The 20,231-nt window shown below is 68.9% G+C and carries 22 protein-coding genes and 3 tRNA genes; 13 read left to right on the forward strand and 12 right to left on the reverse strand.

Going from position 1 to position 20,231, the window contains the following annotated elements; genetic code table 11:
- Positions 1 to 29: 29 nt before the first annotated feature.
- The 4 genes from D6850_RS10020 to D6850_RS10035 form a co-directional block, all read right to left on the reverse strand.
- Positions 30 to 860 (reverse strand): arginyltransferase, encoded by an 831-nt coding sequence (locus D6850_RS10020; protein WP_121166367.1) that lies wholly within the window; start codon positions 858 to 860, stop codon positions 30 to 32.
- Positions 861 to 948: 88 nt separating this feature from the next.
- A complete protein-coding gene (locus D6850_RS10025) occupies positions 949 to 1,416 on the reverse strand; it encodes an RDD family protein (RefSeq protein WP_245964147.1) in 468 nt (155 codons plus the stop codon).
- Positions 1,417 to 1,542: 126 nt separating this feature from the next.
- Positions 1,543 to 1,974: a DUF2852 domain-containing protein gene (locus D6850_RS10030; RefSeq protein WP_121166368.1), complete on the reverse strand. Its 432-nt coding sequence runs from the start codon at positions 1,972 to 1,974 to the stop codon at positions 1,543 to 1,545.
- A 117-nt stretch (positions 1,975 to 2,091) separates the two neighbouring features.
- Complete coding sequence (locus tag D6850_RS10035) at positions 2,092 to 2,559, reverse strand: YbaK/EbsC family protein (RefSeq protein ID WP_121166369.1); 468 nt, start codon at positions 2,557 to 2,559, stop codon at positions 2,092 to 2,094.
- Positions 2,560 to 2,644: 85 nt separating this feature from the next.
- On the opposite strand from D6850_RS10035, the gene D6850_RS10040 reads away from it, so the two are divergent.
- The 4 genes from D6850_RS10040 to D6850_RS10055 all read left to right on the forward strand — a co-directional run bounded on the left by D6850_RS10040 (position 2,645) and on the right by D6850_RS10055 (position 7,132).
- Positions 2,645 to 5,434, forward strand: a complete 2,790-nt coding sequence (locus tag D6850_RS10040; protein WP_121166370.1) for a [protein-PII] uridylyltransferase family protein — start codon at positions 2,645 to 2,647, stop codon at positions 5,432 to 5,434.
- A 6-nt stretch (positions 5,435 to 5,440) separates the two neighbouring features.
- Entirely contained in the window at positions 5,441 to 5,710 is a 270-nt protein-coding gene (locus D6850_RS10045; protein WP_121166372.1) for a hypothetical protein, read from the forward strand.
- A 140-nt stretch (positions 5,711 to 5,850) separates the two neighbouring features.
- On the forward strand, positions 5,851 to 6,486 hold the full coding sequence (locus D6850_RS10050; protein WP_121166374.1) for a DUF6778 family protein: 636 nt from the start codon (positions 5,851 to 5,853) through the stop codon (positions 6,484 to 6,486).
- 97 nt (positions 6,487 to 6,583) lie between these two features.
- A complete protein-coding gene (locus tag D6850_RS10055) occupies positions 6,584 to 7,132 on the forward strand; it encodes an RSP_2648 family PIN domain-containing protein (RefSeq protein WP_121166376.1) in 549 nt (182 codons plus the stop codon).
- A gap of 9 nt (positions 7,133 to 7,141) precedes the next feature.
- On the opposite strand, the gene D6850_RS10060 is transcribed toward D6850_RS10055, so the two are convergent.
- The gene (locus D6850_RS10060; RefSeq protein WP_121166378.1) at positions 7,142 to 7,828 is read right to left on the reverse strand and encodes a M48 family metallopeptidase; all 687 of its coding nucleotides are present in this window, start codon (positions 7,826 to 7,828) and stop codon (positions 7,142 to 7,144) included.
- A 197-nt stretch (positions 7,829 to 8,025) separates the two neighbouring features.
- Between D6850_RS10060 and D6850_RS10065 the strand changes: the two genes are divergently transcribed.
- Positions 8,026 to 8,616 (forward strand): histidine phosphatase family protein, encoded by a 591-nt coding sequence (locus D6850_RS10065; RefSeq protein WP_121166380.1) that lies wholly within the window; start codon positions 8,026 to 8,028, stop codon positions 8,614 to 8,616.
- On the opposite strand, the gene D6850_RS10070 is transcribed toward D6850_RS10065, so the two are convergent.
- Complete coding sequence (locus tag D6850_RS10070) at positions 8,606 to 9,430, reverse strand: glycosyltransferase (RefSeq protein ID WP_121166382.1); 825 nt, start codon at positions 9,428 to 9,430, stop codon at positions 8,606 to 8,608. The genes D6850_RS10065 and D6850_RS10070 overlap by 11 nt on opposite strands.
- An 89-nt stretch (positions 9,431 to 9,519) precedes the next feature.
- Complete coding sequence (locus tag D6850_RS10075; RefSeq protein WP_121166385.1) at positions 9,520 to 10,314, reverse strand: FkbM family methyltransferase; 795 nt, start codon at positions 10,312 to 10,314, stop codon at positions 9,520 to 9,522.
- A 177-nt stretch (positions 10,315 to 10,491) separates the two neighbouring features.
- Between D6850_RS10075 and D6850_RS10080 the strand changes: the two genes are divergently transcribed.
- The 3 genes from D6850_RS10080 to D6850_RS10090 all read left to right on the forward strand — a co-directional run bounded on the left by D6850_RS10080 (position 10,492) and on the right by D6850_RS10090 (position 11,007).
- A tRNA-Val gene (locus D6850_RS10080) sits at positions 10,492 to 10,567 on the forward strand.
- Positions 10,568 to 10,715: 148 nt separating this feature from the next.
- Positions 10,716 to 10,792 (forward strand) — tRNA-Asp (locus D6850_RS10085).
- A 138-nt stretch (positions 10,793 to 10,930) separates the two neighbouring features.
- Positions 10,931 to 11,007: transfer RNA gene (locus D6850_RS10090), tRNA-Asp, on the forward strand.
- A 7-nt stretch (positions 11,008 to 11,014) separates the two neighbouring features.
- Here D6850_RS10090 and D6850_RS10095 read toward each other — a convergent pair.
- On the reverse strand, positions 11,015 to 11,203 hold the full coding sequence (locus D6850_RS10095) for a hypothetical protein (protein ID WP_121166387.1): 189 nt from the start codon (positions 11,201 to 11,203) through the stop codon (positions 11,015 to 11,017).
- Complete coding sequence (gene hpt, locus D6850_RS10100; RefSeq protein ID WP_121166389.1) at positions 11,200 to 11,742, reverse strand: hypoxanthine phosphoribosyltransferase; 543 nt, start codon at positions 11,740 to 11,742, stop codon at positions 11,200 to 11,202. The genes D6850_RS10095 and hpt overlap by 4 nt, the downstream gene beginning before the upstream one ends.
- Before the next feature lie 71 nt (positions 11,743 to 11,813).
- Here hpt and D6850_RS10105 point away from each other — a divergent pair, with 71 nt between their 5' ends.
- Entirely contained in the window at positions 11,814 to 12,260 is a 447-nt protein-coding gene (locus D6850_RS10105) for a type II toxin-antitoxin system RatA family toxin (RefSeq protein WP_121166391.1), read from the forward strand.
- Here the strand turns inward: D6850_RS10105 and D6850_RS10110 are convergent.
- From D6850_RS10110 to D6850_RS10120, 3 genes are read right to left on the reverse strand one after another with little or no spacing between them, the layout of a single operon-like run.
- Complete coding sequence (locus D6850_RS10110) at positions 12,257 to 12,727, reverse strand: CinA family protein (protein WP_121166394.1); 471 nt, start codon at positions 12,725 to 12,727, stop codon at positions 12,257 to 12,259. The two genes, D6850_RS10105 and D6850_RS10110, sit on opposite strands and share 4 nt — an antisense overlap.
- Positions 12,724 to 13,221 carry a phosphatidylglycerophosphatase A family protein gene (locus tag D6850_RS10115; RefSeq protein WP_121166396.1) on the reverse strand — a complete coding sequence of 166 codons (498 nt, stop codon included), beginning with the start codon at positions 13,219 to 13,221 and terminating at the stop codon, positions 12,724 to 12,726. The genes D6850_RS10110 and D6850_RS10115 overlap by 4 nt, the downstream gene beginning before the upstream one ends.
- Positions 13,218 to 14,366: a bifunctional 2-C-methyl-D-erythritol 4-phosphate cytidylyltransferase/2-C-methyl-D-erythritol 2,4-cyclodiphosphate synthase gene (locus D6850_RS10120; protein ID WP_121166398.1), complete on the reverse strand. Its 1,149-nt coding sequence runs from the start codon at positions 14,364 to 14,366 to the stop codon at positions 13,218 to 13,220. Before D6850_RS10120 ends, D6850_RS10115 begins: the two co-directional genes overlap by 4 nt.
- A gap of 33 nt (positions 14,367 to 14,399) precedes the next feature.
- On the opposite strand from D6850_RS10120, the gene dusB reads away from it, so the two are divergent.
- The 4 genes from dusB (at position 14,400) to D6850_RS10140 (ending at position 20,231) form a co-directional block, all read left to right on the forward strand.
- On the forward strand, positions 14,400 to 15,464 hold the full coding sequence (gene dusB, locus D6850_RS10125) for a tRNA dihydrouridine synthase DusB (protein ID WP_245964148.1): 1,065 nt from the start codon (positions 14,400 to 14,402) through the stop codon (positions 15,462 to 15,464).
- Positions 15,461 to 16,531, forward strand: coding sequence for a two-component system sensor histidine kinase NtrB (locus D6850_RS10130; RefSeq protein WP_121166400.1), 1,071 nt, complete (start codon positions 15,461 to 15,463; stop codon positions 16,529 to 16,531). The genes dusB and D6850_RS10130 overlap by 4 nt, the downstream gene beginning before the upstream one ends.
- The gene (locus D6850_RS10135; protein ID WP_121166402.1) at positions 16,531 to 17,871 is read left to right on the forward strand and encodes a response regulator; all 1,341 of its coding nucleotides are present in this window, start codon (positions 16,531 to 16,533) and stop codon (positions 17,869 to 17,871) included. The genes D6850_RS10130 and D6850_RS10135 overlap by 1 nt, the downstream gene beginning before the upstream one ends.
- 173 nt (positions 17,872 to 18,044) lie before the next feature.
- Complete coding sequence (locus D6850_RS10140) at positions 18,045 to 20,231, forward strand: sensor histidine kinase NtrY-like (RefSeq protein WP_121166930.1); 2,187 nt, start codon at positions 18,045 to 18,047, stop codon at positions 20,229 to 20,231.

Genomic DNA, 20,231 nt, shown 5'->3' on the forward strand with positions numbered 1-20,231 from the left:
GGCGTCGGTGCAGGGGACGAAGCGCCCGCTCAACCGCGCACCGGGCGCAGCGGCTGGCCGTCGGGCAGGGCGATCTCGGCGACCTGTTCGGCAATGGGATCGTTGCTTAGCGGGTGAAGCTGCGCGTCATAGGATTCGGGATCGCGCATTCGCTCCCATCGGCCGCCGACATAGACCTCGAGCCCCGAGAACGCGGCCTTGTAGTCCATCTTGGGGCTGCCGGGCACCCAATAGCCGAGATAGACATGCGGCAGGTCGTTCTCGCGCGCGATCGCGACATGATCGAGGATGATGTAGGTGCCAAGCGAGTCGCGCGCGCGGTCAGGATCGAAGAAGGAATAGACCATGCTCACCCCGTCATCGAGCATGTCTGTCAGGCATACCGCCACCAGTTCGCCGGTCTCCTGGTCGGCGTACTCCACGACGCGGGTGCGGATCGGCGTCTCCTCGACCATCGCGGCGAACTCGAAGGCGTCCATGTCGGCCATGCCGCCGGTGGCGTGGCGGCTCTCGAGATAGGTGCGAAAGAGCGCGTATTGCTCCTCGGTCGCCCAGGGCGACGTGGCGCGGCGTTCAAGCCCGGCATTGCGGTTGAGCGTGCGCCGCTGGCTGCGCGAGGGCTTGAACGCGGCCACGTCGATCCGCGCCGAAAGGCAGGCCGCGCAATCGGCGCAGGACGGGCGGTAAAGCACGTTCTGCGAGCGGCGGAATCCCTGTTTCGACAGCTTGTCGTTCAGGCGCTGCGCGCCGTCGCCGTGCAGCGCGGTGAACAGCTTGCGCTCCATCCGCCCCTCGAGATAGGGGCAGGGCTGCGGGGCCGTCACGTAGAATTGCGGGGCAAGGGGCAGGGTGTGGCGCATGCGCGGGGCTTCGGTCCGGGATTTCGCTGTCGTGGCCAGAAGCGTAACAAGGGAATCCGCATAGGCCAAGGGCGGATTCGCGCGCCGCTCAGGCGGCGCGGCGATTGATCAGCACGGTGCCCAGAAGGTGATCGCCAAGCCCCTGGCCGCGCGGCGTGATCAACATCAACAGGACCGAGACCGCCTGCACGAGGAACGTCCCGATCGAGATCGCGTAGAGCAGCGTATGCGCCAAAGCGGTCCACCCGTCGATCCGCGCGCCGGAGCGCGCGCGCAGTTCGACCGCCATCAGGCGCATGCCCCAGGTCGCCGACCCCGAAGCCAGCGTCGCCGTGCGATAGACGAACCCGATCACCAGCATCAGCAGCGGAAAGAACAGCAGCCCGACAAAGACCGTGAGCACGGTGGCGATCAGCGCCAGCACGAAGATCACCAGGGTATCGATCACCCAGGCGATCAGCCGCTTGACCTGCACGCCGTCGTAGAACTCGGGCTGTGCGTCCGGATCGGGAAGGGCGTGGGGCATGTCGTAGTCGGTCCAGTGAGTGTGGCTCATGAGAAGGGTCTTGCTCCGGCGGTCTGGTTGTCATCGGCACTTAGGCAGAGGGCGAATCGATTTCAATCCGCGGGGCGCGGCCCGCCGCGCCGTGGCGGCGGGCCCTCGCGATCATCATGCTGGGCGTCAGCCCTCTTGCGGCGCGGCGTCTTCGCGGGCCTTCTGCGCGCGTTCCTCCATGAACTGGTCGAACTCGGCCTTGTCCTTGGCCTGGCGCAGGCGCTTGAGGAAGGCTTCGAAGTTCTCCTGCTCCTCCTGAAGGCGGCGCAGGGTTTCGTCGCGGTAGGCGTCAAAGGCGCTGTTGCCGCTGCTGCGGGTCATCTGGACCGAATGGCTCCAGCGGCGGCTGCGGTCGGATTTTCGGCAGGTCATCCTGTTGCTCCAGATCATGTAGAAGAGAAGGGCGAGGCCGATCGGCCAGAAGAGGACGAAGCCGAGCACCATCGCGGCGATCCAGGCGCCGCGCCCGCGCGCGTCGAGCCAGGACTCGGCCCGGCGCAGCCAGCCCAGCGGTCCGGTCTGGCCGGTTTGGGGGGCGTATTGGGCGTATGTGGTCATGAAGCGATCCTTCTTGGATATGGTCGGAATAATGTGAATGCGTTTCACATGGATTAGATCGGCATTCGGCTCCCTCACCACAAGAGGCGATGTTAACATCCATTACATTTATTTCGATTACTTGGTGAAATCAGCCAGTTGCGCGCCCGAAATGCGCAGAAGTTCACCCGGAGGGGCCGCGAAAACGTGGCGCGGCGTGCCTGCTGCGGCCCAGACTTCGTCGAAATCGAGCAATCTGCGGTCGAAGAACGCGCGCGGCGGCGTGAGATGGCCAACCGGGGACACGCCCCCGATGGCGAAGCCCGTCTGCGCGCGGATCAGGGCCGCGTCCGCCTTGCCCAGGGGTTCCCCGGCAAGCGCGCCGGCGCGCGCGCCGTCCACCTGCGCGCCGCCCGCCGTCACGAAGAGGATCGCAGCGCCGCTGTTCTGACCGGCGAAGATGATCGACTTGGCGATCTGGTCCACCTCGCAGCCGACCAGCGCGGCGGCCATCTCCGCGGTTGTGGCCTGTCCGACCTCGACCGGCGCGATGTCGAGCCCGGCCTCGCTGAGCGCGCGGGTCACGCGTTTCAGGCTCTTGCTCATGAATGCGCCTCCTTTCCGTGCGGCGCGGACGTTACGCGCACGTCCCGCCATTGACCAGTCCCGCGGGGCGCGTATCACTGGACGGGTGAACACGCCCGCCCGCATCACCCGCCTGCCGCGCCCGTTCGATCCCGACCGGGGCGCGGAGGCGCGCGCGATCATGTCCGATCTGAGCGGCGAGTGGGCCGACCTGATCGAGGGCGCGGCGGGGTGCAGCCCCTACCTGCACGACCTCATCCAGAAAGAGGCGGAGTGGCTGCCGGGCGCGCTCCGCGACCTCGAGGCGGCGCGCGATGCGGTGGTGGCGGAGGCGGGCGCGCAGGCCGAGCGAGTCGGCCCCGCGTTGCGCCGGGCGAAGCGACGGATCGCGCTCCTGGTTGCGCTGGCGGACCTGGGCGGCGTCTGGCCGCTCGAGACGGTGACCGGCGCGCTTACCGACCTGGCCGATGCGGCCTGCGCCGCCGCGCTGCGCGATGCGGTGGGCGCGGAGATACGGCGCGGCAAGCTGCCCGGCATGGCTGAGGACGACATCGCATCGGCGGGCGGGATGGTGGTGCTCGCGATGGGCAAGATGGGCGCGCGAGAGCTCAACTACAGCTCGGATATCGACCTGATCTGCCTGTTCGACGAAACCCGCTACGACCGCGACGATTTCGCCGCCGCGCGCGCGTCCCTGGTCCGCGCGACCCGCCGCATGGCGGCGCTGCTGAGCGAGAACACCGCCGAGGGCTACGTCTTTCGCACCGATCTGCGGCTGCGGCCCGACCCCTCGGTCACGCCGGTCTGCATGGCGATGGCGGCGGCGGAAACCTATTATGAAAGCCTCGGGCGCACGTGGGAGCGCGCAGCCTATGTGAAGGCGCGGCCCTGCGCCGGCGACCTCGCCGCCGGGGCGCGGTTTCTCGAAACGCTGACGCCGTTCGTGTGGCGGCGGCACCTCGATTTCGCGGCGATCGAGGACGCGCACAACATGCGCCTGCGCATCCGGCGGCACAAGGGCCTGGGCGGGCCGATCCAGCTGGACGGCCACAACATGAAGCTGGGGCGCGGCGGCATCCGCGAGATCGAGTTCTTCACCCAGACCCGCCAGATCATCGCCGGCGGGCGCGACCCGGACCTGCGCGTGCGCGGCACGCTCGAAGGGCTGGCGCGGCTCGCCGACAAGGGCTGGGCGCCGCAGGAGGCCGCAAAGGCGCTGGACGCCCACTACCGCTTTCACCGCGAGGTTGAGCATCGCCTGCAGATGCTGCGCGACACGCAGACCCATGATTTGCCCGATTCAGGCGCGGAATGGGACCGGCTCGCCGCGTTCATGGGGTACGAGACGCAGGCGTTGCGCGATGAGCTGGACGAGCGGCTGCACGCGGTCCACGACATGATCGAGGGTTTCTTCGATCCCGGCGAGGGCGGGCGCGCGCCGCGCGAACCCGACGACCTGGGCGAACTGTCCCCCGAGATCATCGCGCGCTGGCCCAGTTACCCGGCGTTGCGCTCGGACCGGGCGGTGGCGATCTTTCGCAGGTTGCGTCCCGACATCCTGGCGCGGCTGGCGGCCACCTCGCATCCTGGGGAGGCGCTCGTCGCGTTTGACGGCTTCCTCGCCGGGCTGCCCGCGGGGGTGCAGGTCTTTTCGCTCTTCGAGGCCAACCCGCAGCTGATCGACCTGCTTGTCGACATCGTCGGCACCGCACCGGGGCTGGCGTCCTACCTGTCGCGCAACGCGCAGGTTCTGGACGCGGTGATCGCGGGGGATTTCTTTGCCGCCTGGCCGGGGCAGGAGACGCTCACCGCCCAGTTGACCGAGGCGCTGGCCGCCGAGGGCGATTACGAGGCGCGGCTTGACGCGACGCGCCGCTGGCGGCGGGAATGGCATTTCCGCATCGGCGTGCATCACCTGCGCGGCCTCATCACCGGCGCGGAGGCGGGCGCGCAATACGCCGACCTCGCCGATGCGGTTCTCGCCGCCCTCTGGCCCGAGGTGGTGGCGCAGTTCGCGCGCAAGCACGGCGCGCCGCCGGGGCGCGGGGCGGCCCTGCTGGGCATGGGATCGCTGGGCGCGCGCCGTCTGACGGCCGAATCCGACCTCGACCTCATCGTGATCTACGACGCCGACGGGGTCGAGGCGTCGGACGGGTCGCGCCCGCTGCCCGCGCGCAGCTATTACGCGCGGCTCACGCAGGCGATGATCACCGCGCTCAGCGCGCCGATGGCGCAGGGGCGGCTTTACGAGGTGGACATGCGCCTGCGCCCGTCGGGGAACCAGGGGCCGGTCGCGACCGCCTGGGCCGCGTTCCAGGATTACCAGTCCGAAAAGGCCTGGCTCTGGGAGCATCTGGCGCTGACCCGCGCGCGCGTCGTCGCCGGGGCGCCTGATCTCGGGAACGATGTGGAGGCGTTCCGCGTGGCGCTGCTGTCGCGTCCGCGCAACCGGCGGGAGGTGCTGGGCGCGGTGCGCGAGATGCGCGCGCGCATCCATGCGGCCAAGGCGCCGGGCGGGCCGCTCGACCCCAAGCTGGGGCCGGGCCGGTTGCAGGAGGTGCAGCTGATCGCGCAGGCCGCGACGCTGCTGGCGGGCGGCGCCGAGCGCGGCACGCGCGCCGGGATCGCCGCCGGTGTCGCAATCGGTTGGCTGGATGACGCGGACGGGGCGGCGCTCGGGCATGCTTATGCGCTTTGCTCGGGGTTGCAACAGGCCGCACGGCTGCTGGGAACGGATCCGCCGGACCCCGACATGCTGGGGCAGGGGGCGGCGCGGTTCGTGCTGCGCGAAACCGGCCAAGAGGATGTCGGCGCGCTGGTGACGGCGCTCGGGCGTGCGGGCCGACGAGCCGGCGAGGCGATCGACCGGGCGCTGAGCGACCCCCCGGAGGAGTGAGGAACGATGGAGCGAGACCCGCTTGACCGCAAGGAACTGATCCTCGAATCCTATCGTATCGACGGGATCGGCCCCGGCGAATGCCGCTCGATCTTTCTCGATTGGGCGCTGTCGCTGCCCGACGGGCAGGATCAGAGGCAGGCGATCGAGGCGATGCTCGGGCGCTACGCCGCCGCACATCCCGACCACCCGATGACGCAGGTTCTGCGCGATGGGCTGGAGGCCCCGGAACGCCCGCGCCGCCGGGGCGGCTGGAAGGCGCGCGCGCGCGACTGACCCGGCGGCGGCGACCGATTCGCGCCCCGGAATCACCCGGCAACAACCCCGGAAATGCGCCGTATTCGTCGCAAAGACGCCTCAATCCTCTTGCATTTTTCCCGGATGAACCGGGCGAAGGGCCCCAGGAGGAACAGATCATGCAAACGCTCAAGATCATCGCCGCCGTGCTGATGGGGCTGGCCGTGTCGGCTTGCGCCGCGCCGGAAACCGCAACCCGCAACGCGACGATGCCGATGCCGGCGCAGCCCATGCAGGCGCAGCTCGACGTGAAGAGCGTGACCGTGACCGTGCCGCGCACGCTCAAGGTGTCCGAGGCCAACCGCTTCTACCCCGGCGGCGACATCGTCTGGCGCGAGGACCCGATGGGCGACCGTCATGCGCAGGTCCAGCGGATCGTTGAGGACGCGATGACCCGCGGAGTCGCCGGGCTCGACACCGGCACGCCGGTCGCGCTCGATATCCAGGTGGCGCGCTTTCACGCGCTGACCCAGAAGGCGCGCTATACCACGGGCGGCGTGCATGACCTGAAATTCACCATGACGCTGCGCGATCCCGAAACCGGCGCCGCGCTGACCGAGCCGCGCATGATCACCGCGGATCTGAAGGGCTTCGGCGGGCGCAAGGCGATCGAGGCGGAGCGCCGCGGCCAGACGCAGAAGGTGCGCATCACCAACCGGTTGGCCGAGGTGATCCGCGCGGAGCTCATCAGCCCCGGCAGCCATCCGAAGGCCAGTCTCGGGGTGATGAGCATGTTCTCGACCCGCGGCAGCTGAGCGCGCCGACCTTCCCGATCCTCCTAAAACAGCGTAGAGGGGACGGCATGACGCCGTCCCCTTCTCCCGTTCTCCGGTCCCGCCGGCGCCTCCGCCGGTGAGGGCGCTTCTCGACGCCTGCGTGATCTACCCCACGGTCATGCGCGCGATGCTGCTGGGCGCGGCGCGGCGCGGCGCGTTCACGCCGCTCTGGTCGGCGCGCATCATCGAGGAATGGCGGCGCGCGGCGGCCAAGCTCGGCCCCGAGGGGGTCGCGCAGGCCGGCGCCGAGGCGGCGCTGCTGGCGGCGGACTGGCCGCGCGCCGAGGTCGCGGCCCCACCCGCGCTCGAGGCGCGGCTGTGGCTGCCGGACCCGGCCGACGTGCATGTTCTGGCCGCCGCCGTCGCGGGATCGGCGAACGTGATCGTGACGCTGAACGCCCGCGATTTTCCGCGCAAGATCCTGGCCGAGGAAGGTCTGTCCCGCGCCGACCCGGACGCGTTCCTGCTGGGGTTCCGGCAGGCGCAGCCCGAGATGATGCAGGAGGTCGGCGACGAGGTGCTGACCGAGGCGCGGCGGCTCAGCGGGGAGGAGTGGGAAATGCGCGCGCTGCTGCGGAAGGCGCGGCTGCCGAGGCTGGCCAAGGCGTTGGGGCAGGCGGGGTGAAACCCGGCCCTACGACTGGCTCCAGCGTGCTTCGAGGCGCTCTATCGCGCCGATCCGCTCGGCCGTCTTGGGGTGGCTCATCAGCCAGGCGGGCGCGGCGCCGGCGCGCGACTGGGTCAGCGCCTCGAGCTTGCGAAAGAGCGACTTCTGCGGCTCCGTGCCGATGCCGGCGCGGGTCAGCAGGGCGGCGGCGTATTCGTCGGCCTCGTATTCGTCGCCGCGTGACAGCCGCGCCGCCAGCAGCGAGGTCAGCGCCCCCGCCAGCCAGGGGCCGATGAAGGGAATGAACCGCCCCATCACCATCGCCAGCGCCGTGCGCAGCGCGTTCTGCCCGGAAAAATCGATCATCCGGCGGCGCGAATGCCCCAGCGCCACGTGCCCCAGCTCATGCGCGATGACCGAGGCCATTTCCTCCGCGCTCACCTCGCCCGTCTGGAACTTGCGATAGAAGCCGCGGGTGATGAAGATCCGCCCGTCCGGCGCGGCGAGGCCGTTCACCGGGTCGATCTCGTAGATATGCACGCGGATCCGCGCGAGATCGAGCGCGGCCGCCAGCCGGTCGGTGATGCGCTTGAGCACCGGATCGGCGAGCTCGGTCGACTGCTCGTTCAGCGCGCGCTTGGTGCGCCATGCCGAGAAGCGATACATCACGACGCCGTAGAGCACGGCCAGAAGGATCGGCGTGAACTTGATCATGGGGAAGATATAGACACGCGCGCGCCCGTCCTCCAGCCCCTGCCGCCCGTTCTCGGCCCGGGCCGGGCGGCGCGTTTTGACAGCGTCCCGGCGCGCTGCTAGGCCATTGCCGGAATGGTGATTGATATCAGGGCGGCAGGTGGAAATGTTCAGACGTCTAAGCCGCGGCCGCCGGCGCCGGATGGAAGCGCCCCAAAATGCCTGACTATCCCGACATCTGGTTCCTGCGCCACGGCGAGACCGAGTGGAACCTCGAGGGGCGCATCCAGGGGCGGCGCGATTCCCCCCTGACGGCCAGGGGCAGGGCGCAGGCCCTGCGGCAAGGCGCGATCATCGCGCCGATCGCGGCGCGGATCATGCCCGGCGCGGGCCCGATCCTCGTCTCCCCGTTGGGGCGGGCGCGGGAAACTGCGGCGCTCGCCCTGCCGGACCTGCCCGCGCGGTTCGAGCCGCGCCTCGCCGAGATCGACACCGGCGCGTGGGAGGGGCGGCTCAAGGCCGATCTGCCCGCCGGGCTGTGCGATCTGGAATTCTACGGCGCCGCGCCCGGCGGCGAGGGGGTCGAGGCGCTCATGGCGCGGGTCGAGGCGCTGTTGCAAGACCTTGGCAGGCCGACGATCATCGTGTCGCACGGGCTGCTGGGGCAGGTGCTGCGCGGGCTTGTCCTCGGGCTCGACCGCGCTTTGATGGGGACGCTGCCCAACCGGCAGGGCTGCGTCATGGCCCTGAGCGGGGGCGCCGAAGAGATACTGACCGCGCCGGAGCCGGTCGCAGGGCCTACCGGCTGAGCCGCCAGATCTTGCTTGCGTGATCATAGCTGACCTGGCGCGGCGCGTTCTTGCGCGGGCGGGCATGCTTGGTCCTGAGACGCAGCAAGAGGGCCGCGGCCCGTTCCGACAGGCGCGGCGGCCTGCGCAACTGGCGCATCTCGCGCCGGTAGGCGCCGGGCTGCTGCTGCGATAGCTGGCCTGTCTCGATGGTGAACGCGCCGAGATCGGTGTTCACCACGTAGAGATCCTGCGTGCGGGCGAGCGAGCGCCACAGAAAATAATCGCCCGCCAGCGTGCAGGCGCGCAGCGCGTCGAGATCGAACTCGCGGTTGAGCTCGGTGCGCCAGAACGTGCTTTCCTGCTGGATGCAGGGCAGGCGGGTGCCATACATGCCGCAATCGATGAAGTTCCGCCTGTAGGGGTGGGGAAGAAAGGAATCGGTTACCTGCTTGCGCTCATTGCACGTCACGGATCGACCGGTCAGCCAGCCGATCTGCGCGTAGCGCCCGAACACCTCGGACAGGACGGAGAACGCCGCGGGATTCAGCGTCTCGCCCGCCGGAAGATAGCAGGTGACGTCGCCTTCGGCCTGGCGCAACCCCTTGGCGAGCGCGTCATACATGCCGCTGTCCGGCTCGGACTGCACGGTGATGCGCTCATCCCCGATTTGCGCGACCGCCTCGGGCGTGCCATCGGTCGAGGCGCCGTCGCATACCAGGCAGCGGAAGCTGTCCTGGCCGTCCAGCACCGATGTCTGCCGGATCAGGCTCCGCAAGGTGCGCTCGATTTTATCGGCCGCGTTGAACGCCGGTATGACGACAAAGAAATCCATCACGCATCGCGTCCTGTCTGCGTCGGTGGCGGCTGTCGCCCCGACGCCATTTGCACCAAACCTGTCGCGCGCATCAAACGCGAAACGCCTTAGCCGGACCAGAAACGCGGCATCGTGAAATCCTTGGTGTCGGCCACGTTGCGCGAGTCCAGTTCATGGGGAAAGTTCTTCCGCGGGGTGGCGTCGCTGACACGATCGCGGCGCAGGAACGTCGCCTCGAATACCGGCGGCAGCCGGATCCCGGCCACGTTGACCGGCGGCAGGCAGTTGTTGGGATGAAGGTGCACGACCGCGAAATGCCGGTGCAACTTTTCCAGAACCTCGGAATAGAGTGGAAAGATCTCGGGCTCGGTGATCCGATTGAAGCTGTGGAACTCCACCACGACGACCCGAAAGCGTTCCAGCGTCGCGTCGCTGGCGTGGTGCAGGGTTTCGTATTCGGCCCCCTCGATATCCATCTGGAGCAGCAGATCGCCGGTGTCCGGCCCGTGCCGTGCGACCCAGTCATCCAGCGAAATCACATCGCCCCCGGTTTTCCCGCCGAGGAACAGCTTGTCGAAATGCGCCAGCGGATGGCCCTGTGCCAGCCCGTCGACGGACGCATCGGCCATGAAGGTCGGAACGCCGCGGTTCATGATGTCGAGATCAAAGGTCAGAACGTCCGAAACGCCGGGCGAGTAACTGCCGACCAGCCCGTCAAGGTCGTCCGGCAGCAGGTAGCCGCCATCGCCCGGATCTCCGATCCGGACGAGAGGGTGGCCGGTGTCATAGGGCGTCAACAGCCGCAGCGCATCGCGCACCTGTGCGCGCGTAAGCGAGGATTGCCGCATGAACCGCGCGGTGGCCTTCGCGCTGCTCTTGAACTGTCTCAGTCTTCTCTTCATGAATGCCGCCGATCATGCCGTCGCGCGCCTGCAGGATGTCGGACCTAAAGGGGAGCGCGCGCGGGATGTCAAGCGAAGCGCATGGATTCGGCGCGGATCGGGCCGGCGCGCCGCCCCCATGCCGACAGGCGCCGGCCACTTGCGCCGCGCGCAAAGCGCCGCTAAGAGGCGCGTCAGGGGTGATTAGCTCAGTTGGTAGAGCGCTTCGTTTACACCGAAGATGTCGGGAGTTCGAGTCTCTCATCACCCACCACGCAAACGACTGCCTTTTCCGCAATTCGCGAAGCATGCCCCGCCTCCCTGCATCCGGGCGCAGGTGGGTTAAGCCCCGAACCCCGCGCTTGACGCCGCCGCGCGGCGCGACTAAAGGGGGCGGACGCCGCGCAAGCGGCGTGCAGTGGGCGGTTGTAGCTCAGTTGGTTAGAGTGCCGGCCTGTCACGCCGGAGGTCGCGGGTTCGAGCCCCGTCAACCGCGCCACCGCTGCATTTCAGCCAGAACCGTGAACAGGGAAGGCGCGTCATGCCGCCCGCGCCGAAAAAACGCGCATCGCCCGCGATTATCTGTGCCCAAGGCCATTGACCTGCCCGCGCGCTTGGCCTAATCCACCCCTCACGCGCGGTTGTAGCTCAGTTGGTTAGAGTGCCGGCCTGTCACGCCGGAGGTCGCGGGTTCGAGCCCCGTCAACCGCGCCACTTTCCCTCATCCCCCGGACTTGTAGCCGCGTTGAAGGCTGCGTTCGGGCGTCAATGCCTCGGGCCAGCCGAAGAAATGCTCGTACGCGGCAAGCGCGATGCAGACGGCGATGATGGCGAGAACGAACTTCACCCGCTCCGCACTGGGCGGGTTATGCGCCCACCGCGCCATCCGCACGAGCCAGCGCGAGTTCACCCTTCGGTGAACCGCACCTTGCCGATATAGGGCAGGTTGCGGTTCCTCTGGGCGTAGTCGATGCCGTAGCCGACAACGAATTCATCCGGGATCTCGAACCCGGTCCAGTCCGCCTTGATCGGCGCTTCGCGGCGCGAGGGTTTGTCCAGAAGCGCGATCGTGCGCAGCTTGCGCGGCTGGCGGCTTTGCAGCAGGGTGATGACATGGGCGAGCGTGTGACCGGTGTCGACGATATCCTCGACCACGAGTACGTCACGCCCCTGAATGTCGCCGCGCAAGTCCTTGAGAATGCGCACTTCCCGGCTGCTCTGCATGGCGTTGCCATATGACGAGGTTTCGACGAAATCGACCTCGATGGGCAGCTCGATCTCGCGCACCAGATCGGCGATGAACACAAAGGAGCCGCGCAGCAGGCCGACGACGACGAGCTTGCCGGTATCGGCGAACTCCTCCTCGATCTCGTTGGCGAGCGCCTCGATCCGCGCGGCGATGGCCTTGGCGGAAATCATCTGGTCGATCTCGTAGCTGCGTTCGCTCATGCGGCCCCCTTGAATTTCCCGGCACAGTCTATGACAAAGCGGCACCCTGTCACGCGAAAACCGAGGCGCCCGTGCCGAGCCATTCCGAAACCCGCCATCTGCCCTACACCGCGCAGCAGATGTACGACCTGGTGGCCGACGTGGCGCGTTACCCCGAGTTCCTGCCCTGGACCTCGGCCGCGCGCGTGCGCTCGGTCGAGCCGCAGGAGGACGGGAGCAAGGTGATGACCGCCGATCTGGTCATCAGTTTCAAGCTCTTCCGCGAACGCTTCACCAGCCGCGTCGTGCTCTGGCCCGAGGCGCGCAAGATCGACACCGAATACCTCGACGGGCCGTTCAAGCGCATGGTGTCCAACTGGGCGTTCAAGGACGAAGGCGACGGGTGCGAAGTGGCGTTTCAGGTCGATTTCGAGTTCCGCAACTACCTGTTGCAAAAGGCGGCAGGGCTGTTTTTCTTTGAAGCGATGCAGCGCATCGTGCGCGCCTTCGAGGCGCGCGCGAAAGAGCTTTACGGTTAGGATCGGACTACCCGTAGGAGCAGGGCGAGTGCGTGTTCGGTCGCGCCTGCGCGCACCGCGTCGCGCCCGATTGCGCCGAACTCGCGCGTTTCGCATTGCACCGCGCCATCGGGGCGGATGATGCCGAAACAGACGCGGCCCTCGGGCTTGTGTTCCGACCCGCCGGGGCCGGCGATGCCGGTGATCGACACCGCGACCCGCGCGCCGGACCTGGCGCAGGCGCCGCGCGCCATTTCCCGCGCGACCTCTTCGGAGACCGCCCCATGCGCCTTGAGCGTTTCGGAAGATACGCCGAGCATCCGGATTTTCGCGTCGTTGGAGTAGGTTACAAAGCCACATTCAACCACGTCAGAGCTGCCGGGAATCGCCGTGAGCGCGGCGGCCACCATGCCGCCGGTGCAGCTTTCGGCGGTGGCGATGCGCAACCCCGCCGCGCGCGCCGCATCGAGCGCGGCGGCGGCGCTCATATCCCCAGCACCCCGTGGCTGAGCGCGGCCAATGCGGCCACGCCGATCGCGGCGAACGCCCCCGCGATCACATCGTCGAGCATCACGCCCAACACGTCGCCGCGCCGGTCGGCCCAGCCGACGGGGCCGGGCTTGATGATGTCGAACAGGCGAAACAGGACGAAGGCGGCGATCCAGCCGGGCCAGAGCGCGGTGATCGCCGCACCCGCATGGGCCGCCCCGATGGAAAGCGGCAGGAGCGCGATCCACTGGCCGACCACCTCGTCGATCACCACGAACGAGGGATCGTGATCCGCCTGACCGCGCGTGACATTCGCTGTGGCCAGCAGGCCGCTGATAAAGGCGACAATTATAAAAATAATAAGGAGCCAGGGCCCGCCGATCACGTGCAGCAACCACGCCATCGGCAGCGCCACGAAAGACCCCCACGTGCCCGGCGCGGGCCGCATGTGGCCCGCGCCGCCGACCGTCGCGATCATGCTCCAGAGCCTCATGGCTTCACCAGCGCGGCGGTGGCGATTGCGGCGATGCCTTCCTCGCGCCCGGTAAAGCCGAGCCGTTCAGAGGTCGTGGCCTTGACCGAGACCCGCTCGGGCGCGACGCCGGTGATGAGCGCGACCGACTCGCGCATGGCTGTGGCATAGGGGCCGATCTTTGGGCGTTCGCAGACAAGGGTGAGGTCCAAGTTGCTGATCTCAAACCCTTTGGACGCCGCAAGCTCGACCGCGTGACGCAGAAAGATATCGCTCGCTGCACCCTTCCATTCGGCCTCGCTCGGTGGGAAATGGCGGCCGATATCACCCTCGGCCAGCGCGCCGTAGATCGCGTCCGTGAGCGCGTGCAGCCCCACATCGGCGTCCGAATGGCCCTGCAATCCGCGGTGATGCGGCACGGCAACGCCGCACAGCATGACGTGATCGCCGGGGCCGAAACGGTGGACGTCATAGCCGTTGCCGATGCGGATATCCATCTTCTGCGCCGGTCCTCCTGCTCGCAGGATTCGCTCCGCGCGGGCGAAATCCGGCGCGTGCGTGATCTTGAGGTTGGACTCTTCGCCCGGCACGATCGACACGTCAAGCCCGGCGGCCCGCGCGATGGCCACGTCATCGTCGGCGGGGCCGGGATGGGCGCGGTGGGCGGCGAGGATCGCCTTGAGATCAAAGCCCTGGGGCGTCTGCGCGCGATATAGCCCCGCGCGGTCCTGCGCGCCCGCGACCCGCCCGTCGCGCCCGCGCCAGAGCGCATCTGTCACCGGCAGCGCCGGGGCCGCCGCGGGACGGGTGATGAGCGCGTCGAGCACGGCGTCGATCAGGGCCTCGGACAGGCAGGGCCGCGCGACGTCGTGGATGAGAACATTTGCCACGTCCGACCCGGCGAGGTGGTCGAGACCGTTGCGCACCGACGCGCTCCGGCTGTCGCCGCCCGCCACCGTCTCGATCCCCGGCTGTTCGGGCCAGGCGGCGAGGTCGTCGGGATGCAGCACCAGCACGATGCGGCCGACGCGCGGATGGATCGCGAACCGCTCGAGCGTCCAGTCGATGACCCGCCGCCCGGCGAGCGGGCGCCATTGCTTCGGGACCGGCCCGCCGGCGCGCAGGCCGCGCCCGGCGGCGACGATGATGGCGGCGGCGTGGGTCATGCCGCCTGATAGCGCGGCGCGCCGGGGCGGGCAATGACCATGAGCGACGGGATTCGTTGCGCCGCGCAACGGTTCTGCGTAGAAGGTGCGTGCTGCACGGGGGGCGAATTGCAACTGACACTCGGGGATATCACGCTCTGGCCGCCGGTCCTGCTGGCGCCGCTGGCGGGGATCACCGACCTGCCGTTCCGCACTCTCGTGGCGCGGTTTGGCGCCGGCCTCGTGGTGAGCGAGATGATCGCGAGCCAGGAGATGGTGCAGGCCAAGCCCGACATGCGCGCCAAGGCCGAGCTGGGCTATGGCGTCGAGGCGAGCGCCGTGCAACTCGCCGGGCGCGAGGCGTATTGGATGGCCGAGGCCGCCCGCATGGTCGAGGCGAATGGCGCGCGGCTGATCGACATCAACATGGGCTGCCCGGCCAAGCGGGTGACGAGCGCGGGCGGCGCCGGCGCGGCCGGCTCGGCCCTGATGAAGGATCTCGACCACGCGCTGACGCTGATCGAGGCGGTTGTCGACGCTGTCAGCGTTCCGGTCACGCTCAAGACGCGGCTGGGCTGGGACGACGCGCTGCTGAACGCGCCGGACCTCGCGCGCCGGGCCGAGAGCGCCGGAATCAGGATGATCACCATCCACGGACGCACGCGCTGCCAGTTCTACAAGGGGCGCGCCGATTGGGCCGCGATCCGCGCGGTGAAAGAAGCGGTGCGTATCCCGGTCGTCGCCAATGGCGATATCATTGATGTGGCGAGCGCGCGGCGCGCGCTCGAACTGTCGGGCGCCGACGGGGTAATGATCGGGCGCGGCGCGCAGGGGCGCCCCTGGCGGCTGGCCGAGGTCGCGCACGCGCTCTGGGGCGCGCCGGCGCCGGATATTCCGCAGGGGGCGGCCTTCGCTGACATGGCGGCGGCGCATTACGAAGCGATGCTGAGATTTTACGGCGCCGACCTTGGCCTGCGCGTCGCGCGCAAGCATCTCGGCTGGTATCTTGAGGGCGCGCCCCCCGCGCTGCGCCGCCGCATCCTGACGAGCCAAAGCCCCGCAGAGGTGCTCGCGCTGCTGCCCGGCGCGCTTGGCTCCGCGCAAGGACTCGCGGCATGACGGCGCCCGGGGATGCGATCTGGACCTCGCTGCCTGTCCCGGCGCTGATCCTCGACCCGCGGGACGTCATCGCGCGGCTCAACCCGGCGGCCGAAGGATTCCTCAACGCCTCGGCGCGCACGCTGGCCGGGGCGTCGCTCTGGGAGGCGCTGAGCTTTGATTCGCCGCTTGACGACGCGGTCGGGCGGGCGCGCGCTCAGGACGCGCCGCTCTTCGTCAACGACGTGAAGGTGGGCGCCGCGACTCGCGCGTCGCTGCAATGCAACGTCCAGGTCGCGCCGCTGGCGGGCAGCGCGGGGCATATGGTGATGCTCCTGTCCCCGCGCGAACTGGCCGGGCGGCTCACGCAGGGCCATTCCGCCCATGCGGCGGCGCGTTCGGCCATCGGCATGGCCGAGATGCTCGCCCACGAGATCAAGAACCCGCTGGCCGGGATCACCGGCGCGGCGCAACTGCTGTCGATGGGGCTCGGGGCCGAGGATCGCGAGCTCACCGATCTCATCGTCGCCGAAAGCCGGCGGATCGTGACGCTGCTGGAACGGGTCGAGGAATTCGGCAACCTCGCCCCGCCCCGCCGCGCCGCGTTCAACATCCATGACGTGCTGGACCGCGCGCGCCGCTCGGCGCAGGTTGGCTTTGCCGCGCACATGACCATTACCGAGGATTACGACCCCTCGCTGCCGCCCGCGCTTGGCGATGCGGACCAGCTCTTGCAGGTGTTGCAGAACCTGCTGCGCAACGCGGCCGAGGCGGCGGGCGGCCGGAAAGGCGCGATCCGCTTGCGCACCCATTACGACCATTCGCTGCGGATGCGCGGGGCGGCGCGCGCCCTGCCGCTCCAGATCGAGGTGATCGACGACGGGCCCGGCCTGCCGCCCGACATTGCCGAGGACGTGTTCGACCCCTTCGTGTCCGGGCGCGAGAACGGCGCCGGGCTCGGCCTCGCGCTCGCGGCCAAGATCGTCGCGGGGCAGGGCGGCTGGATCACCGTCGCCTCGGCCCCCGGCGACACGATGTTCCGCATTTCCCTGCCGCGCGCGCGGCCCGATGAGGCGGAGGAGGTCTGATGGACGGCACGGTTCTCGTCGCGGATGACGACCGCACGATCCGCACGGTGTTGACGCAGGCGCTGACGCGGGCGGGGTGCCGGGTGCACGCGACCTCGTCGCTGACCACTCTGATGCGCTGGGTCGGCGAGGGGCTGGGCGACGCGGTGATATCCGACGTGGCGATGCCCGACGGCAACGGGCTCGAGATGCTGCCGGCGATCGCGGACAAGCGCCCCGGCCTGCCGGTGATCGTGATCTCGGCGCAGAACACGATCATGACCGCGATCCGCGCCGCCGAGGTCGACGCCTTCGACTACCTGCCCAAGCCGTTCGACCTGCCGGACCTGATGAAGCGGGTGGCCCGCGCGCTCGACGCGCGGCGCGCGCCCGGCGCCCGCGCCGCGCCCGCGACCGAGCGGCCCGAGGAACTGCCGCTGATCGGGCGCAGCGAGGCGATGCAGCAGGTGTATCGCCTGGCTGCGCAGGTGGTGAACGCGGATATGCCGCTGCTCATCACCGGGGAGTCGGGAACCGGAAAATCGCTGATCGCGCGGGCGCTGCACGACCTGTCGGACCGCCGCGCGCTGCCCTTCGTCGCCGTGACCCCGCTTGATCTGCGTGACGCCGAAGCGTCGGCGCGGGTCCTGGCGCGCGCGGGCGGCGGCGCCGTCCTGCTCGAAGAAGTGGCGGAGTTCGACGCGGACGCGCAGGGTCATATCGTGCGGATGATGGAGGTGCCGATCGAGGCCGCCCCGCGCTTCATCGCCACCGGCCGGTTCGACGCGCCGGAACGGGTGCGCGACGATCTTTACCATCGCCTGAGCGGGGCGCTGCTCGACATGCCGCCGCTGCGCGCGCGGCGCGACGACATCCCGCTGCTCATCGCGCATTTCCTGGGACGGGCGGCTGCCGACGGCCTGCCCAAGCGGCGCATGTCAGACGCCGCGCTGGACATGTTGCGCGCACGGAACTGGCCCGGCAACGTACGCGAGCTCGAGAACACCGTGCGCCGCGCGGCGATGAACGCCCGCGCCGAGGAGATCGGTTGCGACGACATCGCGCCCCTGCCGACAGAGCGCCCCCCCGCGCGCGCGCCGAATGACGGCGAGACCCTGTCGGAAACCGTGGCGCAGCATCTCAGGCGGTATTTCGATCTGCATGACGGGATGCCGCCCGCCGCCGGGCTTTACGGGCGAATCCTGCGCGAAGTGGAACTGCCCCTGATCGAGATCGCGCTCGACGCCACCGGCGGAAACCAGGCGAAATGCGCCGAGCTTCTGGGCATGAACCGCAATACCCTGCGCAAGAAGATGAGCGATCTGGATATTCGCGTGACACGCCGCCGCAAGTTGATGTAAAACGGCAACATGCTGTGGCGCAAAAGGGGCAATGATCCCGCAACGCCGCAGCATGTTGTGGGTCGGCACGCATCGTGCGGCAAGTTTTGGGGGGAGCAGTGGTCGCCAAGGCGCGCAGATTTACCTGGGAGCGGATCGCGCGCCTGCGCCGCTGGCGGCGGTTGCAGACGGTCATGACCTTCGGCCTCGTGGTGCTGGGGCCGCTGCTGGCGCTGCTCACCTTCCTCGTGATGGGGCCGCTCGACCAGGGCGCGCATTCCAAGGCGCTGCGCATCGTCCTGCTGGCCGACCTGATCTACGTGATCGTGATTGCCGCGCTCGTGCTGCAACGGGTCGTGCAGATGATCGCCGCGCGGCGCAACCAGTCGGCCGGTTCGCGGCTGCACCTGCGGCTCACCGGCGTTTTCGCGATCATGGCGTTGCTGCCGACGGTGATGGTGGCCGTCTTCGCCACGCTGTCGGTCAACATGGGGCTCGAGGCGTGGTTCTCGGACCGCGTCGGGCGGGTGGTCAGCAACTCGGTCGCCGCCGCCGAGGCCTATGAGGAAGAGCACCGCCGCGACCTCATCACCGACGCGCGCGTGCTGGCCTCGATCATCGACGCGACCAAGCGCGCGACCGTGTTCCTCGACGATGGCGACATCCGCAAGGTGCTGAGCGAAGGCCAGCGCGAAATCCAGCGCGGGCTGCGCGAGGCTTTCGTGATCGACGGCACCGGCGAGATCCGCGCGCGCGGGCAGAGCTCCTACCTCTTCGACTACGAGGAACCGACGCGCGAACAGATCCAGCAGTCGCTGGAGGAAGGCGTGATCGTCATCCAGGACTGGGACAATGACGAATTCCGCGCCCTGATGCCGCTGCGCACCATCCCCGACCGTTTCCTCTACGTGAGCCGCAACGTCGATGGCGACATTCTCGACCTGCTGGACGACACCAAGGAAACGGCCGTCTTCTACCAGCAACGCGAGAGCGAGCGCGGCCGCGTGCTGTTCGAATTCGGGCTGCTCTATCTCGGCTTCGCGGTGATCCTGATCCTCGCCTCGGTCTGGCTGGGCCTGTGGTTCGCCGAACGGCTGGCGCGGCCCGTGGGCCGGCTCACCAGCGCGGCGCAGCGTGTGGGCGAGGGCGATCTCGACACCCAGGTGCGCGAGGAGGAGGGCAACGACGAGATCGCGCAGCTTTCCACCTATTTCAACCAGATGACCCGCCAGCTGAAGGCGCAGCGCGCGCGGCTCCTGACCAATACCGAACAGATCGAGCGCCGCCGCCGCCTCTTTGATTCGGTGCTGGGGTCGGTGTCCTCGGGGGTGGTGGGACTGGATGCGAAGGGGCGCGTCACCTTCGTCAACCGCGCGGCGGAGCGGCTGCTCGACTGGCAGGAGGACCGCCAATCGGTCGATCTCAGCGTCGCGGTGCCGGAATTCGCCGAGATCTTCCAGCGGCTGCGGCGCAACCCGACCGGCTTCGTGCAGGAAGAGGTGCGCGTCACCCGCGGCGGCGCGCAGGAACACCTGTTAGTGCGGATCTCGACCCGGCGGACCGACGCGGGCAAGCGCGAGGGCTATGTCGTGGCCTTCGACGACGTGACCGACCTCGTCAGTGCGCAGCGCATGGCCGCCTGGGGCGACGTCGCGCGCCGCATCGCGCATGAAATCAAGAACCCGCTCACCCCGATCAAGCTCAGCGCAGAGCGCACCCAGCGCAAGTTCTCGAAGCTTTTGGGCGAGAAGGACGCCGAGGCGCTGGCGCAGCTGACCGGCGTGATCGTGCGCCAGACCGACGACCTGCGCCGCATCGTCGACGAATTCTCGAAGTTCGCGCGGATGCCCGAACCCGAGCGCAAGCCCGAGAGCCTCACGCGGCTGTTACGCGAAGCGGTGACGCTTCAGGAGGCGGGCCAGCCCGATGTGCGCTTCGAGACCGAGATCACGGACGATCCGCTCTGGGTGGACGTGGACGCGACGATGATCAGCCAGGCGCTGACGAACCTTATCAAGAACGCCGGGGAAGCCACGGAAACACTACGGGAAAACGGCCGCGCGCCCGAAGGGTTCGCGCCCACCATCCGGATTGGCTGCGCCGCCATCGGGACGCGCGCGGAAATCCGCATCGCGGATAACGGCGTCGGGTTGCCCGAGGACCGCTCGCGGCTGTTCGAACCCTACGTGACCACGCGCGACAAGGGCACGGGACTTGGCCTGCCCATTGTCAAGAAGATCATCGAGGAGCATGGCGGCCAGTTGACGCTGTCGGATGCCGAACCATTCACCAAGGGCGCGCATGTGGGCGCGATGGCGGTGATCACGCTGGAACTGGCGCAGGCGGAAGCGGCGCCGGACACCATCAGAGAGGCGGGGTAG

The organism is Roseovarius spongiae (genome assembly GCF_003651245.1).
GTDB lineage: Bacteria > Pseudomonadota > Alphaproteobacteria > Rhodobacterales > Rhodobacteraceae > Roseovarius > Roseovarius spongiae.

What these genes read in the sequence shown, in the direction of transcription:
- D6850_RS10020 (WP_121166367.1), bottom strand. Translation starts at nt 860, where the DNA reads ATGCGCCACACCCTGCCCCTTGCCCCGCAATTCTACGTGACGGCCCCG.
- D6850_RS10025 (WP_245964147.1), bottom strand. Translation starts at nt 1,416, where the DNA reads ATGAGCCACACTCACTGGACCGACTACGACATGCCCCACGCCCTTCCC.
- D6850_RS10030 (WP_121166368.1), bottom strand. Translation starts at nt 1,974, where the DNA reads ATGACCACATACGCCCAATACGCCCCCCAAACCGGCCAGACCGGACCG.
- D6850_RS10035 (WP_121166369.1), bottom strand. Translation starts at nt 2,559, where the DNA reads ATGAGCAAGAGCCTGAAACGCGTGACCCGCGCGCTCAGCGAGGCCGGG.
- D6850_RS10045 (WP_121166372.1), top strand. Translation starts at nt 5,441, where the DNA reads ATGGAGCGAGACCCGCTTGACCGCAAGGAACTGATCCTCGAATCCTAT.
- D6850_RS10050 (WP_121166374.1), top strand. Translation starts at nt 5,851, where the DNA reads ATGCAAACGCTCAAGATCATCGCCGCCGTGCTGATGGGGCTGGCCGTG.
- D6850_RS10060 (WP_121166378.1), bottom strand. Translation starts at nt 7,828, where the DNA reads ATGATCAAGTTCACGCCGATCCTTCTGGCCGTGCTCTACGGCGTCGTG.
- D6850_RS10065 (WP_121166380.1), top strand. Translation starts at nt 8,026, where the DNA reads ATGCCTGACTATCCCGACATCTGGTTCCTGCGCCACGGCGAGACCGAG.
- D6850_RS10070 (WP_121166382.1), bottom strand. Translation starts at nt 9,430, where the DNA reads ATGGATTTCTTTGTCGTCATACCGGCGTTCAACGCGGCCGATAAAATC.
- D6850_RS10075 (WP_121166385.1), bottom strand. Translation starts at nt 10,314, where the DNA reads ATGAAGAGAAGACTGAGACAGTTCAAGAGCAGCGCGAAGGCCACCGCG.
- hpt (WP_121166389.1), bottom strand. Translation starts at nt 11,742, where the DNA reads ATGAGCGAACGCAGCTACGAGATCGACCAGATGATTTCCGCCAAGGCC.
- D6850_RS10110 (WP_121166394.1), bottom strand. Translation starts at nt 12,727, where the DNA reads ATGAGCGCCGCCGCCGCGCTCGATGCGGCGCGCGCGGCGGGGTTGCGC.
- D6850_RS10115 (WP_121166396.1), bottom strand. Translation starts at nt 13,221, where the DNA reads ATGAGGCTCTGGAGCATGATCGCGACGGTCGGCGGCGCGGGCCACATG.
- D6850_RS10120 (WP_121166398.1), bottom strand. Translation starts at nt 14,366, where the DNA reads ATGACCCACGCCGCCGCCATCATCGTCGCCGCCGGGCGCGGCCTGCGC.
- dusB (WP_245964148.1), top strand. Translation starts at nt 14,400, where the DNA reads ATGACCATGAGCGACGGGATTCGTTGCGCCGCGCAACGGTTCTGCGTA.
- D6850_RS10130 (WP_121166400.1), top strand. Translation starts at nt 15,461, where the DNA reads ATGACGGCGCCCGGGGATGCGATCTGGACCTCGCTGCCTGTCCCGGCG.
- D6850_RS10135 (WP_121166402.1), top strand. Translation starts at nt 16,531, where the DNA reads ATGGACGGCACGGTTCTCGTCGCGGATGACGACCGCACGATCCGCACG.
- D6850_RS10140 (WP_121166930.1), top strand. Translation starts at nt 18,045, where the DNA reads ATGACCTTCGGCCTCGTGGTGCTGGGGCCGCTGCTGGCGCTGCTCACC.